The following is a 14,541-nucleotide window of genomic DNA, read 5'->3' as shown; positions in this document are numbered from 1 at the left end:
TTTACTGCAAATAGCTTAAAAAAGCTTCCCGTTCAATTTCTTCGGCTCCCAAGCTGGCTAAATGGTTGGTGTGCACCTGGCAATCAATTAAGCTAACCTTTTGTCTCTCCAAAAATTGAACCCAAGTTATGAATGCATATTTAGATGCATTACTTACTAAAGAAAACATGCTTTCTCCACAAAATATCCTTTGAGGTTTTAGCCAAATTCCGTAAAGCCCTCCTACCAATCTTTCGTTTTGCCAAACCTCTACCGAATGGGCAAATCCTTGCTGGTGCAATTGGGTGTAGGTATTTATAATGTCTTTAGTAATCCAAGTTCCGTTTTGGCCTGGTCTTTTTACTTGTGCACAGGCTTGAATCACCTGCTCAAATTCTTGATTAAAAGTGACTTTAAATGTCTCCCTATCAAGAAGTTTCCTCATACTTTTTGATACCTTTAACTTCTCTGGAAACAAAACCATTCTTGGATTTGGCGACCACCACAATACGGGTTGATCGTTTTCATACCAAGGAAAAATACCTTTTTTATACGCCCTTAAAATGCGTTCTGGGGTTAAATGACCACCATAAGCAACCAATCCCATTTCGTTTGAAGTATTGGGATGCGGGAATTCTTGCTTTGTATCTAAAAAAGGTATAGACATAAAAAAAGCTGCTTTAAAATGTTTAAAACAGCTAAAAGTTTTTAAATTATCAATTTAGAACGGTAAATCGTCATTATCGTCATCATTGAAATCGTTTGCGGGTTCAAACTGATCTACAGGAGGTACATTTCCTTGTGGAGCACTACCGCCTAAATCTTCAATACGCCAGCCCTGAATAGAGTTAAAGTATTTGGTTTCACCTTGTGGGCTTACCCACTCTCTTCCGCGTAAATTTACACCAATTTTTACCGGCTGACCTACTTGAAAATTGTTCAGTAAGTCGCATTTATCCTGAACAAATTCAATAAGCAGGTGTTGCGGATATTGTTCTTGGGTAGTTACAACAACTTCACGCTTTCTAAATCCGTTGTTCCCGTAAGTTTTGGTCTCGTCTATTTTCTTTATCGTTCCTTGTACTTCCATATTTCTAATTTAATTTTGATAATAATACCTTCCAGGCTTTCTCTATTTCCTCTTGTTTTAAATACTCTTGGGCTACTGCATGAATTTTCTCTACAGAGCCTTCTTTTATATATTCTTCTAAATTCAATTCATTCAAAAAAGCATCGATTTCCTCTTTATTGGGTAAACGCTCAATTGTTCCTAATTTCCCTAGGTCATTCCCGGTTAACACATTACTTGTACGCACATCTTCAGGAAAAGCATCTACACCTATACCCATAATTGTTTTGGGTTTAGGAATTTCAAACATACCCTGATTGGCACGTGAATAATAATTGCTTCCCATGCGTGCCACTTGATCAATCTTTGTTTGATCGATAATATTTAAATGCTCATCCATAACCTCTTCGGCAATATGCATACGCACAACTTCACACAGCACCACATTACCTGCGCCTCCTTCTTCACCCAAACTTACCACCTCTTTCACCACGCATTCAAATTGCACAGGACTTTCTTTTACTCGAAATGGCTTCACTACATCTGACTCCAGTGGCGTTAGACCCGTTTTCACGAATTCATTAACACCAGTCGCGTAATCTGTACTAGCTAGTGACATTTGCTGCACCATATCATAATTAACAATATTAATCACCACCTCACCTTGTGTGCGTACATTATTCAAGGTGTCCTTAGCGCTGCCATCACTAATGCGTAATAGAGGTGAAAACATAAGCATAGGCGGATTGGCACTTACAACATTAAAAAAACTAAATGGGGCTAGATTGGCTTGCCCCTCCTCATTTATTGTACTGGCAAAAGCAATAGGCCTAGGCCCTACGCTACCAGCCATAATACCATAGTTTCTAGCAATTTCAACTTCTTTTGGGTTTATTGTCAGCATGAGTTAAGATGTTTTTGCAAAGATAAGGAAAGTACCGAGCTAATAAAAAATAGCTTTGTTTTTATAAAAAAGATTATCTTTCAATTTTAAAACAACCTATGCTTTACCTTAAAGAACGTAGTTTTGCCCGTTGGTTTGTGACCATAGCCTCTCTAGTAATTGTAGGTTTATTTTTATGGAATGTTTCTATTTTTTTTGAGCGCATCAAAGAAGAAGAGAAAAATAAAATGGAGATCTGGGTAAATGCCTTTACTGAAGTGTCAACCCCCAATTCTGGCACAAGTCTCAGTAATAATGTTATTGAAATCTTTAGTTCAAACACAACCACACCCATGTTGGTTTACTCGGTTGGTGACGACAGCTATAATTCGAGAAACATTGAAGAAGATAAAGTTAACACACGCGAAAAAAAGTTGGCTTTAATCGAAGAGTTTAAAAAACAATACCAACCCATAGAGATTAAAGATGACAATGAAACCATTAATATAGTTTATTATGGCTATTCAGACACCCTAAAGCGACTCACTTACTTCCCAGCTTTTGTCATTTTTATAATTATTCTTTTTTTGAGTATAATTTACTATTTCCATATCACTTCAAAAAGTGAAGAACAAAGTTTGTTATGGGCGGGAATGGCCAAAGAAACTGCGCATCAAATCGGTACACCCTTGTCTTCCTTAGTGGGATGGATCGAAATTCTTAAAAGTGAAAACATCAACCCCGATTATGTTCAAGAAATACAAAAAGATATAAATCGGCTACAAACCATAACCGATCGTTTTAGTAAGATAGGCTCTGTTCCTAATTTAACACCTACTAATCTGGTTCAAGCTACACTTGAGACGAGTCAATATTTGCAAATCAGAACCTCAAAACTGGTTCAATTTAATGTAGATTTACCCAAGCATTCTATTTTTGTAAATCTAAACGAACAGCTATTCAGCTGGACGATTGAAAATCTAGTAAAAAATGCGATCGACGCAATGAAGGGTAAAGGCACGCTCAAAATTGAGATGCGAGAAGACGCGCAATGGGTGTTACTATACATTTCAGATACAGGAAAAGGAATTCCTAAATCTGATTTTAAAAAGATTTTCAAACCTGGTTTTACAACCAAAAAAAGAGGCTGGGGTCTTGGTTTATCTTTAGTCAAACGCATTATAGAAACCTACCATAAGGGCAAAGTTAGGGTGCTCAAAAGCGAATTGAATCAAGGTACTTGTTTTGAAATAAAATTAAAAAAGATTAAAAGTTAGAACGTATTGCCTCACAGGTTGTTTTCATCTCTTCTTCATTCAATTTCACTTTGGTTTTAAAGCTGGCGTCCTCCATACGCTGTAGCGGAATTAAATGCACATGCACGTGAGGCACCTCTAACCCGATAACAGCCATACCTACCCGTTTACACGGAATAGATTTCTCTATTGCTTTAGCCACCTTTCTAGAAAACCGCATCAATTCTATATAAGTTTCTTCATCCAAGTCGAATATTTTATCTACTTCTTGTTTGGGAATGCATAAAGTGTGTCCTTTTGCATTAGGATTTACATCTAAGAAGGCATAAAATTTATCATCTTCTGCAATTTTATAACTCGGGATTTCACCCGCCACTATTTTTGAAAAAATACTAGCCATAATTATTTATTTTTAATTTATGTTTTAACATCTAAAGCATCGCGTAAAGCATTTCCTATTAGCATAAAGGCCATGACCAAACTCATAATGGCTAATCCAGGAACCAATGCCAAGTAGGGTTTGCCCAGCAAAATATAACTATAATGATCTTTGATCATACCGCCCCAACTTGGTGTTGGCGGTTGAGCACCTATACCCAAGAAACTCAATCCGCTTTCAATTAAAATGGCTGCCGCAAAATTGGCTGCAGAGATAACAATTAAAGGCGCTATTACTTGAGGTAAGATATGCTTTAAAATTACTCTGCTGTGCGAGTAACCCAATGCCTTAGCAGCTGTTATATATTGTAATTTTTTCACTCCCATCACCTGCCCGCGAACTACTCGCGCCACCTCAACCCACATGGTTAAACCTACAGCAATAAAAACTTGCCAAAAACCTTTACCCAAAGCTAAGGTAATCGCTATTACTAATAGTAGAGTGGGTATAGACCACATTACGTTAATCAACCACATAATAGTGGCATCTATAAAACCTCCAAAATATCCCGCAAGCGCACCCAGACTAAGTCCTATTATTAATGAAATAAATACGGCAACAAAACCGATAGATAGTGAGATTCTACTCCCAACCAATAAGCGACTAAATAGGTCTCTACCGTATTTATCTGTACCCAATAAAAATGTATGTTTTTTAACAAATGCCTCTTGTATAGCTTCTAAATTTGTTAATCCGTTAAAGCGAGAAAGTTCAAAACGCTGGGGCAAGCCTAAAGAAGTTTGTGCATCTTTTTTATATGGATACACCAAAACTTCATTTTCTTCAATTTTTAACCGACTAAATGGTATTTGTTGTGGCGTATCCTCTTCACCCAATAACCATTCCCAGTTGTTTTTGTGATGATTACCACTTCTCTGCGGAAGGATTAACATTTCAACCTGAAAGCCTGGTGGCTGAGAATGAATGCTCAGATTCATCGTATTTGCATTGACAGAGCTGTCTGGAGCTATAACATATGCGAAAAGGGCCATAAACCCAATTACCATAATATAAATCAAACAAAAAACACCCCAAAAATTTGACTTAAATTTTTGGAGTGCCATTTTGGTTGGTGACCCAGACTCGTATTGCATTAGTCTCTAAAGTTTGCAGCTGTTTTCTTGTTTTGGCTGCCTGCACCCAGGTCTTCTAAAACAAAAATAGCTTCTTCTACATACACATCTTTACTCAAATTTTTATGCCAGCGTTTTCTCTTCTCTTGCAAGGTAGTATCGGTTTCAAACAACATTTCCTCTACTGTTAAAGATGAAAAACTCAAATTGGTTTTATAATCGTTTATACTTTCGAACTCCTCAAATACAGCCTCACTCTGTTCTAAATCTGCAACGTAGTCTTCATAATTTATACTGTATTGATTTAGATCTCTTTGTGCTTTAATCCACTTTGCGTTTTTATCGATTAAATTAAACTGTTTATTTTGTGAAATTCTACTTTTACTTTTTGCAATCACAGCATCAATATTATCGTACCCGTCCCACAAGCTATAATTCGCTGGTTGTATTTGATCCCAGGGCAAGGGGTTGTTTAGGTCTTTCTCTCCAAGATCTATATAACTGTATTTATCGGGCACTACCACATCGCTTTTTACTCCTTCTAACTGGGTAGAACCTCCGTTAATTCTGTAAAACTTCTGGCGTGTAACCTTCAAAGCTCCCATATCTCCCAAATCGCTATTTCGCATCCATCTATTCAGGTCGATTACACCTTGTACGGTACCTTTACCATAGGTTTGTTTGCCACCAATAATTACGGCGCGCTTATAATCTTGCATAGCTGCGGCTAAAATTTCTGAAGCTGAAGCAGACAGCTCATTCACCAAAATTACCAACGGACCGTCCCATAGTACTTCGCCATCTTTATCTTTTAAAATCTCTTTGCGTTTATCTCCGTCTTGAACTTGAACTACAGGTCCTTTCTCTATAAAAAGTCCGGCAATATCAACAACGGTAGATAAAGATCCTCCTCCGTTATTTCTCAAGTCAATCACCAAACCGTCCATATTTTCTTTCTTGAGTTCAATTATTTCTTTGCGCACATCGCTAGCCGCATTACGTTCTTTGGCATCATTTATATTAAAGTAAAACTTTGGTAAATAAATAAGACCAAATTTCTGATCGTCTTTTTCTACCATAGCGCTTTTGGCATAAGTCTCTTCAATTTCAACCACATCACGAACAATTGAAATTTCTTCAATAGCTCCCGACACCTTCTTAACCGTAAGATGTACGGTGGTGCCTTTTGGACCTTTTATTAAACCTACAGCATCATCCAATCGCATTCCTGAGATATCAACTGCCTTTTCTTCATCTTCCTGCCTTACCTTTTGAATTACATCGCCAACCTCAAGTTCTTCTCCTCTCCAGGCGGGACCGCCAGAGATAATATCCATAATTTTAATCTCGTCCATCTTTTTTTGCAAGCGAGCACCAATACCCTCTAGACTACCAGACATTTGTATATCAAAGCGTTCTTTGTCTTGCGGTGCAAAATAAAACGAATGCGGATCAAAACCTTCTACAATGGCATTAACATAAACGGTAAACCAATCTTTACGTTCTAAATCATCTGTCAAATCAAAAAATTCATCTAAAGAATTTTTCACCTTCTCTCGTGCTTCTCGCTCCAACTCCTTGTCTGTTTTTTCAACAAAATCTTCAGTTTCATTTTCTTTCTTTAGCTTTTGTTCTTCTTTTAGATCATAAAAGTAACCTAGGGTTGAATATTTTAATTGCTTACGCCAGCGTTCTCTTATCTCTCGTTTAGAACTGGCAAAAGGTAAATTTTCATAATTTAGATTAATACTTTCTTTTTCAGAAAAATCAAAAGGCTCGTTTAATATTTCGGTGTAATACGATTTAGAATCTTCAATACGCTCTAGAAAACGTTCATAAACCAAATTAAAGAAATCTAAATTTCTCGATCTTATCTGATCATCTATTTGCTCTTCATACACCGAAAAATCACCTATATCTGCTGTGGTAAAATAGCGCTTTCGCGGATCGATTTTATTTAAAAAATCATCATAAACAGATTGTGAAAATTGATCGTTTATATCTTTGGGATCATAATGACCTTTTTCTAAAACATAAGTAATTAACTCAATAAGAACTTGGTCTTTATCTGAGTTTTCATCGGTATCAAATTTTTTGGTGGTAAAGCTGCAAGAGGCAACCGCAAACAGCAGCCCAAGTAACCATATAATTGAATTTCTTTTCATAAACGTTTTTATTATCATAGAATTTCTTCTTACTACAAGCATAAAAATTATGCCAAGGTCTAAATTAAAAATAATAAATAGTTTTATTGAATAATCAGCTAATAAATTTTTGCTAAAACAGAGTTAGCATAGCAGCCTAGGCTGAATAAGTATTTTGCATTAATCGGTTTAACCGAAACAATGCATAGCCGTAAAAATAATTGAATTTATCACTTAATAGCTACTTTAATCGTAGTTTCTATCAATTTGCTTATTTTAGCTTAAAAAAAGAATGGAAGACAAAAGGCCTTTGATTCTCGTTACCAATGATGACGGGATTACTGCACCAGGAATACGCACTCTTATAAAAATAATGAATAAACTTGGAGATGTGGTAGTGGTGGCTCCAGATAGTCCGCAAAGCGGAATGGGACATGCCATTACACTAAACGACAATCTCTATTGCGACCCGTTAAACGTTGAAGAATCGGCCAATCATTTAGAGTATAGCTGTTCGGGAACCCCTGCTGACTGCGTAAAAATAGCCAAGCAGGAAATTTTAAAGCGAAAACCCGATTTATGCGTGAGTGGTATTAATCACGGCTCAAACGCCTCAATAAATGTGATTTATTCTGGCACTATGAGTGCAGCCGTAGAAGCCGGTTTAGAAGGCATACCTGCTATAGGCTTTTCTTTATTAGATTACAGTCTGTCAGCCGATTTTTCTGCTTGTGAGGATTTTGTGGAACGCATTGCTCGTAATGTTTTAGAAAATAAACTTCCCCCTGGTGTGGTTCTAAATGTAAATATACCTAAGCTCAAACGAGAGGAGATTAAAGGAATAAAGGTTTGCAGACAAGCAAAAGCGCATTGGCGTGAAGAATTTGACAAGCGCACCAATCCGCAAGGTAGAGATTATTACTGGCTTACCGGCACTTTTATAAACGAAGATGAAGGCGAAGATACAGATGAGTGGGCTCTGGCTAATAATTATATTTCGCTTGTACCTATACAATTTGACCTTACTGCTCACAAAGCCATTAACACCATAAATAACTGGAATTTAAATGATTAAAAAGGAAATATTTATCGGTTTTGTTGTTGGAATTTTTGCCAACATGGCCGGACTATTTATGTATTTATATTTTTTTTCAGAATATAAAGTTGAGACTTCTTTGGCTATGGCTTATGAAAATAACGTACTAGGAAATGTTATCGCATTGGGTGCAATTGCTAATTTTTTACCATTTTTTGTATACATTAAAAAAAATAAAATATACCGTGCTCGCGGCGTAATTTTAGCCACCTTACTTGCCGGCTTAAGTATCATATATTTTGAATTTTTATAACCTCAAACGTTTATGAAGTATTATTTGATTGCAGGAGAAGCCTCTGGAGATTTGCACGCCGCCAATCTTATGAAGGCTTTATTAAAGCAGGATGCAAAAGCAGAATTTCGATTTTGGGGAGGCGATTTGATGCAAGCTGTAGGCGGAAAGTTGGTAAAACATTACAGAGATTTAGCCTTCATGGGCTTTATTGAAGTGGTAGCCAATTTAAATACCATTTTTAAAAATATAAAAATTTGCAAAGCCGATATTAGTACTTTTCAACCAGACGTTATAATCTTTGTAGACTATCCAGGCTTTAATTTTAGAATTGCCAAATGGGCCAAAAAACAAGGTTTTAAAACGCATTATTATATTTCTCCACAAATTTGGGCTTGGAAAGAAAACCGGATTAAAGCCATTAAACGAGACATCGATGCCATGTATGTTATTTTGCCCTTTGAAAAAGATTTTTACGAGCAAAAGCATAAGTTTCCGGTGCATTTCGTGGGGCATCCTTTACTTGATGCCATAGATCAACGGCCCTCGATTTCTCATCAAGCTTTTATCGCTGAACATAATTTAAACGATTTACCCATCATTGCTTTGCTGCCCGGTTCTCGACAGCAAGAAATTAGCAAAATGCTAAAAACCATGCTGGAAATGGTACCGCATTTTCCCAATTACCAATTTGTAATAGCCGGTGCTCCTAGTCAAGACCTAGCTTATTATGAGCCATTTTTAGCTAAGAATAGGGTATCTGTCATTAACAATAAAACCTACGATTTGCTAGAGGTGTCTACCGCAGCACTTGTTACATCGGGAACAGCTACTCTCGAAACCGCTTTATTTAATATTCCAGAAGTGGTATGCTACAAAGGGAGTTATATTTCTTACCAAATCGCTAAACGCATTATTAAGCTTAACTATATTTCTTTGGTGAACCTTATCATGGATAAGCCTGTTGTAACAGAATTGATTCAGAATGATTTTAATCCGCGAAAGCTGCGAGAGGAATTGAATTTAATTCTCCAATCGGCAAAACGTAAGCAAATCTTAGAAGATTATCAGCAGTTACGCGAAAAATTGGGAGGTAAAGGTGCTAGCGAAAGAACCGCCAAATTAATTTATAATTCTATAAAAGCATGAAAATAAAAGCCTTTTCTCTACTCTTACTTTTAATACTATCTGCCTGTGGAAGCAAGCGCGAGGTGGCATCAAAAAATTATAAAAATAAAACCACAGCCGAAAAAATCATTTCCCACGCACGTAGTTTTGAAGGCACACCATATAAATTTGGCGGAACCACGAAGCGAGGTATGGATTGCTCTGGGCTTATTTACACCTCATTTTTAAGTCAGAATATTAGCTTACCGCGTGTTTCTAGCGAAATGGCTAAAAAAGGGAAAACACTTAGACAAAGAGAGATAAGACCTGGCGACTTGGTTTTTTTTAGAACAAATAAACGCCGTAGACGTATTAATCACGTTGGGCTAGTAGTTAATCATAACAAATCTGGCATTTATTTTATACACTCTTCAACCTCTCGTGGTGTAATAGTATCAAAATTAGAGGAAAACTATTGGAAGAAGGCTTATGTTTTAGCAAAAAGGATTTTATAAATTACTATTTTTGAGTAACTTAACCAAATGAAGTTACTCAACACCTCTTTTTTGTGGCTTTTTCTTGCATTTGTAATAGGCATATTCTTAGGGCATAATTACACATGTAAATTTGACTTTGCTTTCTCTTTATTGCTTGCCACCCTATTTAGTTGGTTAATTGTATTTCTTTACCAAAAGAGAAGTTGGTTGCCCCTAAGAATTTTTAGTGTAACCAGTTTGATAACCTTCTTAGTTATAGGATTTTTTTGTGTCAAATTGCAAAAGCATTATTTATATCAAGAAATAAAAACACAACCTAACCAGCTCTTACACTTAAAATTAAAGCAAGAATTAAAAGGTTCAACTTCTTTTAGCAACTATATTGCACAAATTAAAAACCCAACCGATTCTCGGCAAAACAATCTTGTTTTATTACGGGTGTATTTAAAAGATAGTACAGTTAATTATCAACCTGGAGATGCAATCATTACTAAAACAAATTTAACTCCTTTAAAAGAGCCCCAATTTCCCGAACAGTTTAACTACAAACAATACTTAGCCAATAAACACGTGACACGGGAGACTCGGGTAGCTAGTAACGAAATTATTCATCATAAAAATAGTAATCCAACTTGGTTAGACCACTCTGGAGTCATCAAAAAGAAAATAAATCATCAACTTAAAAAAACTAAATTAAAGCCACGGCATATAGCTTTTATCAATGCTCTAGTTTTAGGAAATAAAGATCTTTTAGAGCGTAGCACTTATCAACAGTTTCAAAAAGCAGGTGTAGTTCACATATTGGCGGTATCTGGATTACACGTTGGGCTCATCGTTTTATTGTTGCAGGGAATTACCTATTTTTTAAAATATAATAAATGGACTCGGGCATTGCGCGTTTTTCTTATAGTTATTGTTCTATGGTTGTATGCCTGGCTGGTTGGTTTTAGCCCTTCTATAACCCGTGCCGTAACGATGTTTAGTTTCTTTATTCTTCTTACTTTAAATAAGCGGAAAACCAATGGGGTTACAAGTTTGGCGCTATCGGCTATGTTGTTACTGTTTATAGATCCTTGGTTGGTATTTGATGTAGGGTTTCAACTCAGTTATTTTGCGGTAGCCTCTATATTATTTTTTTACCCAATTATTTATAATTTATTTTCTAAAAAGACCTGGTTGATTCGTAAGCCTTGGGCATTGGCCTCGGTTACCTTAAGTGCGCAAATAGGAGTACTGCCCTTTACGCTTTATTATTTTAATCAGATTCCAGGATTATTTCTTATTTCTAACCTATTGATTTTGCCCTTCCTATTTTTGGTGCTTCTTAGTTGCATCATCAGCATTATGGGGAGCTTTTATTTTATTGAATTAGAATGGATTCAAGAATTAACTACACACATAATTGATGGTTTAATGTGGGTTATTGAGTCTATTGCCCAGCAAGATGCGTATTACTTTGACCACGTGTATTTTTCTAAATACATGTTAGCTTTGTCTGTCTTTTCTTTTTTTAGCCTTATCGGATTTTTTTATAGTTCGCAAAAAAGAATATTCGGATTGTTTGCACTGAGTGCACTAATAGCCACACAGTTGGTTTATATCATAGACTATCAAAATGCAAAACAAATCCGTAAAGCTATGATTTTACCTTATTATAAAACCAGCACCCTAGCTATACATAATCCTAACGCAATGCAGATCTACACCGATTCTATTGTGCCTACAAAGGTTTTAGACAATTATAAAACTAAGTATTTCATCAACGATATTCAGCAAAATAAACGCTTAAATCGGGCTTTAGAAATAGATGGTATATCGGTGCTACGTATTGACAATGAATTTTACACAAAACCTTCTAAAACACCAGTAGACGTATTGTGGTTAAGTCATTCTCCTCGTATCAATTTAGAGCGCGTAATAAAACTCGTACAGCCTAAAACCATTGTAGCCGATCAAAGCAATTACAAAAGTTACGTTACCCGTTGGCAAAGAACTGCCTTAAAAGAAAAAATCCCTTTCTTTGACAGCGCAAAGAAAGGGACCTTTTACATTATGTCTAAACCTTAATCTTTAAATTCTCCCTTAAAGTTTTTTTGATAACTTGTCCAGGCTTCGCTTGTTTTTAAATTTTTGTAATCGTCGTTGGCAATCATCTTTAAATAAATCTCAAGCTGAGAAGGGGTATGATATCCCGCTACTGGAGAAATAACTTCTCCTTTTTCATCAAAGAAGACCATACTAGGGTAAGCTGTAATTTTAAGAGCGTGAGCAAAAAGATGCTGACTATTTCTACCTTTTCTTCCCGGCTTATATTTTGGGTTTGTATAGGTGAAATCTTTATAGGTTACTTCCTCTGTTCCCTCTGCATTAAACTTCACCGGATAAAAATGTTTATTCACATACTGCGCAACTTGCTTATTACTAAATGTGTTTTTATCTAGCAATTTACAAGGTCCGCACCAATCAGTATAAACATCCATAAAGATCTTCTTTGGATTTTCTTTTTGAGCTTCTAAAGCTTCATTCATAGTCATCCAATTGATTTCTTGGGCTTGCGTGCTAAAACTAAGTAATAAAACTAGCGCCCCTATTATTTTTTTCATACGATAAATTTTAATGCATTAAGAAACAATTATTGTTCCACTTTTTTAATCTACCCCTTTCATTAACTTTTTAATAGGTTTATTCACCGCGATTATCAATAGACCAGCAGCGATTGGGACCACCGTAAAAATCAAGAAAAAGGTAGTTAGTGAATATTCTTCTCTAATATTCTCTAGTTGCCCACCCAGTACGGCGGCAAATTTATTACCTATTGCGATTGCCAAGTACCACATACCAAACATAAAGGCAATCATACGGGCAGGAACTAATTTGGATACGTAAGATAAACCTACAGGTGAAATACAGAGCTCTCCAAAGGTATGAAAGAGATAAGCCAATATTAACCAGATCATACTAACTTTAACCCCGTCTTCTACTCCAAAGGTACCAAAAGCAAGCATACCAAAACCTAGTGCCAATAGGATAAGGCCTATACCATATTTCTGTGGTGCAGAAGGGTTGTATTTGCTCTCCCACCATTTAGAGAATAAACTTGCAAACGCAATGATAAAGAATGAATTTAAAATACTAAACCAAGAAGCAGTAATCTCAACCCAGTGATTTTTAACCTGTGTAACTTTAGCTTGAATCACGCCACTATCTCGACCTAAGTTTTCGGCATTTTTCTTAGCGGCTTCTAATCTTTCTGGAGTTAAATAGCCAAACTTAGCGAAGTTTGCGTCTTTGGTAATGATATTGATTTCTTGTCCTTCTTTAAAATCACTAAAAGCCTCACCTATCACCACTTTTTTAGTGATAATATCATTTTCAATTTGGGAAATATCTTGATCAACAGAGATTGGTGTTTCCATAAAAATTAACTCACCATTCTTTGCCAATTTAGGCTCATTGGTTTCTTCATCTATAACCGCAACCTTTTGAGCTTGAAACTCCACTTCATAGGCAGTGGTATTAAAATCTCTGTTTAGCATATAAATAACCACTCCCCATATTCCGACAAAACAAATCGCTAGAACAATATTTGATCCAGGAATTTTTGCGAAGGTCTGTTTCGCTAAAAGCACCAAAACATAGGTAATTATAGCTAATGGAACTATGGTTAATAAGGCGTTTACAATGTTAAAAGTAATAGCTGCATTGCCAATGAGTTCTCGATCGATATAATCACGAGCAAAAAGAACCAAAGAGGTAGCGCCCTGCTCAAAACCTAAGAAAAAGAGAACGGTAAAGAATGCAAAAACAATAACAGCGTACATCCTATTACGCACGACGGTCGCATATCTGTTTATACGCCCTAAAGTAAGATACAAAAAGAGCACCAAACCAAATAGTACTACTACATACTGCCCTTCCATTCCAAACATCTCAAATGGAAACAAATTGATGTCAGCGATTTTAGAAAGCGGGTCATTAATGGCATATGCTAATCCTATTATAGAGGTAATGACTATTAAGATTTTATCTATACTAGTAAACGGATTGTATTTTACAGGTTCTCCGTCACTTTCTACTTCTTGCTTAACGTTTTGCTCTTCTTTAGAAGGTACATCTCCTATTTTCCCAAATAATGGTTTAGCTAACCAAAATTGCAGTGTCCCTAATAGCATAAAAACTCCCGCTAGACCAAATCCCCAGGACCAACCCACGCGCTCAGCTAAGTAACCACAAAGCATCATTCCAAAAAATGCACCGGCATTTACACCCATATAAAAAATGGTATATGCACCATCTTTTTTCTTGGGCAAATCTTTATACATTTCGGAGATTATTGAGGTCATTGTAGGCTTAAAGAATCCAGTACCAATTACCAGTAAAGCTAATCCTATGTATAACCAAAACTCAGTTTCAACGGCCATTGCGGCGTGTCCCAAAGTCATTATTACTGCACCAATAACTACTGCCCATCTATACCCTGTAAATTTATCGGCGATAACTCCACCAATAATTGGCGTGATATAAAGCAACATGGCATAGGTACCAAAAAGTGCTCCAGCATTTTCGGTAGTCCACTCCCAACCAGGATTATAACCAATGGCTGCCATGGTTAAGAAGTTAATCAATAACACACGCATCCCGTAAAAAGAGAAGCGTTCCCACATTTCTGTGAAAAATAAGACAAATAAACCGGCTGGATGGCCTAAAACTTTACTTTTAAAAAACTCACTGTGCTGAGTATCACTAATTGCTGACATAGGTGTTTA

General features: G+C 36.3%; 14 protein-coding genes. 6 read left to right on the top strand and 8 right to left on the bottom strand.

From position 1 onward, the window contains the following. Position 1: 1 nt before the first annotated feature. The 3 genes from aat to FT993_RS09375 are packed head-to-tail and all read right to left on the bottom strand — an operon-like array spanning position 2 to position 1,952. Complete coding sequence (gene aat / locus FT993_RS09385) at positions 2 to 646, bottom strand: leucyl/phenylalanyl-tRNA--protein transferase (protein ID WP_147862287.1); 645 nt, start codon at positions 644 to 646, stop codon at positions 2 to 4. 54 nt (positions 647 to 700) lie between these two features. After that, positions 701 to 1,069: a DUF3127 domain-containing protein gene (locus tag FT993_RS09380; RefSeq protein WP_147862286.1), complete on the bottom strand. Its 369-nt coding sequence runs from the start codon at positions 1,067 to 1,069 to the stop codon at positions 701 to 703. A gap of 4 nt (positions 1,070 to 1,073) precedes the next feature. Further along, complete coding sequence (locus FT993_RS09375) at positions 1,074 to 1,952, bottom strand: flavin reductase (protein ID WP_147862285.1); 879 nt, start codon at positions 1,950 to 1,952, stop codon at positions 1,074 to 1,076. A 98-nt stretch (positions 1,953 to 2,050) separates the two neighbouring features. On the opposite strand from FT993_RS09375, the gene FT993_RS09370 reads away from it, so the two are divergent. Next, positions 2,051 to 3,208, top strand: coding sequence for a HAMP domain-containing sensor histidine kinase (locus tag FT993_RS09370; protein ID WP_147862284.1), 1,158 nt, complete (start codon positions 2,051 to 2,053; stop codon positions 3,206 to 3,208). Here the strand turns inward: FT993_RS09370 and FT993_RS09365 are convergent. From FT993_RS09365 to FT993_RS09355, 3 genes are read right to left on the bottom strand one after another with little or no spacing between them, the layout of a single operon-like run. Beyond that, positions 3,198 to 3,587, bottom strand: coding sequence for an HIT family protein (locus FT993_RS09365; protein WP_147862283.1), 390 nt, complete (start codon positions 3,585 to 3,587; stop codon positions 3,198 to 3,200). The two genes, FT993_RS09370 and FT993_RS09365, sit on opposite strands and share 11 nt — an antisense overlap. 17 nt (positions 3,588 to 3,604) lie before the next feature. Then, the gene (locus FT993_RS09360; protein WP_147862282.1) at positions 3,605 to 4,720 is read right to left on the bottom strand and encodes an ABC transporter permease; all 1,116 of its coding nucleotides are present in this window, start codon (positions 4,718 to 4,720) and stop codon (positions 3,605 to 3,607) included. Next, the gene (locus FT993_RS09355; protein WP_147862281.1) at positions 4,720 to 6,864 is read right to left on the bottom strand and encodes a carboxy terminal-processing peptidase; all 2,145 of its coding nucleotides are present in this window, start codon (positions 6,862 to 6,864) and stop codon (positions 4,720 to 4,722) included. Before FT993_RS09355 ends, FT993_RS09360 begins: the two co-directional genes overlap by 1 nt. A gap of 271 nt (positions 6,865 to 7,135) precedes the next feature. Here FT993_RS09355 and surE point away from each other — a divergent pair, with 271 nt between their 5' ends. From surE to FT993_RS09330, 5 genes are read left to right on the top strand one after another with little or no spacing between them, the layout of a single operon-like run. Then, positions 7,136 to 7,918 (top strand): 5'/3'-nucleotidase SurE, encoded by a 783-nt coding sequence (surE, locus tag FT993_RS09350; RefSeq protein WP_147862280.1) that lies wholly within the window; start codon positions 7,136 to 7,138, stop codon positions 7,916 to 7,918. Then, complete coding sequence (locus tag FT993_RS09345; protein ID WP_147862279.1) at positions 7,911 to 8,192, top strand: hypothetical protein; 282 nt, start codon at positions 7,911 to 7,913, stop codon at positions 8,190 to 8,192. The genes surE and FT993_RS09345 overlap by 8 nt, the downstream gene beginning before the upstream one ends. A gap of 12 nt (positions 8,193 to 8,204) precedes the next feature. Next, positions 8,205 to 9,320, top strand: a complete 1,116-nt coding sequence (lpxB, locus tag FT993_RS09340; protein ID WP_147862278.1) for a lipid-A-disaccharide synthase — start codon at positions 8,205 to 8,207, stop codon at positions 9,318 to 9,320. Continuing rightward, positions 9,317 to 9,793, top strand: coding sequence for a C40 family peptidase (locus FT993_RS09335; RefSeq protein WP_147862277.1), 477 nt, complete (start codon positions 9,317 to 9,319; stop codon positions 9,791 to 9,793). Before lpxB ends, FT993_RS09335 begins: the two co-directional genes overlap by 4 nt. Positions 9,794 to 9,820: 27 nt before the next feature. Continuing rightward, positions 9,821 to 11,842: a ComEC/Rec2 family competence protein gene (locus FT993_RS09330; protein ID WP_147862276.1), complete on the top strand. Its 2,022-nt coding sequence runs from the start codon at positions 9,821 to 9,823 to the stop codon at positions 11,840 to 11,842. Here FT993_RS09330 and FT993_RS09325 read toward each other — a convergent pair. Together FT993_RS09325 and FT993_RS09320 are read right to left on the bottom strand one after the other, a co-directional pair. Next, positions 11,839 to 12,378 carry a thioredoxin fold domain-containing protein gene (locus tag FT993_RS09325; protein ID WP_147862275.1) on the bottom strand — a complete coding sequence of 180 codons (540 nt, stop codon included), beginning with the start codon at positions 12,376 to 12,378 and terminating at the stop codon, positions 11,839 to 11,841. The two genes, FT993_RS09330 and FT993_RS09325, sit on opposite strands and share 4 nt — an antisense overlap. A gap of 45 nt (positions 12,379 to 12,423) precedes the next feature. Continuing rightward, the gene (locus FT993_RS09320) at positions 12,424 to 14,532 is read right to left on the bottom strand and encodes a peptide MFS transporter (protein ID WP_147862274.1); all 2,109 of its coding nucleotides are present in this window, start codon (positions 14,530 to 14,532) and stop codon (positions 12,424 to 12,426) included. Between the last annotated feature and the right edge of the window lie 9 nt (positions 14,533 to 14,541).

This window comes from Mesonia sp. HuA40 (assembly GCF_008017835.1).
Classification (GTDB): domain Bacteria; phylum Bacteroidota; class Bacteroidia; order Flavobacteriales; family Flavobacteriaceae; genus Mesonia.
Note: the sequence above shows the minus strand (reverse complement) of the source record. Positions and strands in the feature narration are given on the sequence as shown.

Bases quoted from the DNA above. Each gene is read 5' to 3' on its own strand.
- FT993_RS09335 (WP_147862277.1), top strand. From the start codon at position 9,317: ATGAAAATAAAAGCCTTTTCTCTACTCTTACTTTTAATACTATCTGCC.
- FT993_RS09355 (WP_147862281.1), bottom strand. From the start codon at position 6,864: ATGAAAAGAAATTCAATTATATGGTTACTTGGGCTGCTGTTTGCGGTT.
- FT993_RS09330 (WP_147862276.1), top strand. From the start codon at position 9,821: ATGAAGTTACTCAACACCTCTTTTTTGTGGCTTTTTCTTGCATTTGTA.
- FT993_RS09380 (WP_147862286.1), bottom strand. From the start codon at position 1,069: ATGGAAGTACAAGGAACGATAAAGAAAATAGACGAGACCAAAACTTAC.
- FT993_RS09325 (WP_147862275.1), bottom strand. From the start codon at position 12,378: ATGAAAAAAATAATAGGGGCGCTAGTTTTATTACTTAGTTTTAGCACG.
- FT993_RS09375 (WP_147862285.1), bottom strand. From the start codon at position 1,952: ATGCTGACAATAAACCCAAAAGAAGTTGAAATTGCTAGAAACTATGGT.
- FT993_RS09365 (WP_147862283.1), bottom strand. From the start codon at position 3,587: ATGGCTAGTATTTTTTCAAAAATAGTGGCGGGTGAAATCCCGAGTTAT.
- FT993_RS09370 (WP_147862284.1), top strand. From the start codon at position 2,051: ATGCTTTACCTTAAAGAACGTAGTTTTGCCCGTTGGTTTGTGACCATA.
- FT993_RS09345 (WP_147862279.1), top strand. From the start codon at position 7,911: ATGATTAAAAAGGAAATATTTATCGGTTTTGTTGTTGGAATTTTTGCC.
- aat (WP_147862287.1), bottom strand. From the start codon at position 646: ATGTCTATACCTTTTTTAGATACAAAGCAAGAATTCCCGCATCCCAAT.
- lpxB (WP_147862278.1), top strand. From the start codon at position 8,205: ATGAAGTATTATTTGATTGCAGGAGAAGCCTCTGGAGATTTGCACGCC.
- FT993_RS09360 (WP_147862282.1), bottom strand. From the start codon at position 4,720: ATGCAATACGAGTCTGGGTCACCAACCAAAATGGCACTCCAAAAATTT.
- FT993_RS09320 (WP_147862274.1), bottom strand. From the start codon at position 14,532: ATGTCAGCAATTAGTGATACTCAGCACAGTGAGTTTTTTAAAAGTAAA.
- surE (WP_147862280.1), top strand. From the start codon at position 7,136: ATGGAAGACAAAAGGCCTTTGATTCTCGTTACCAATGATGACGGGATT.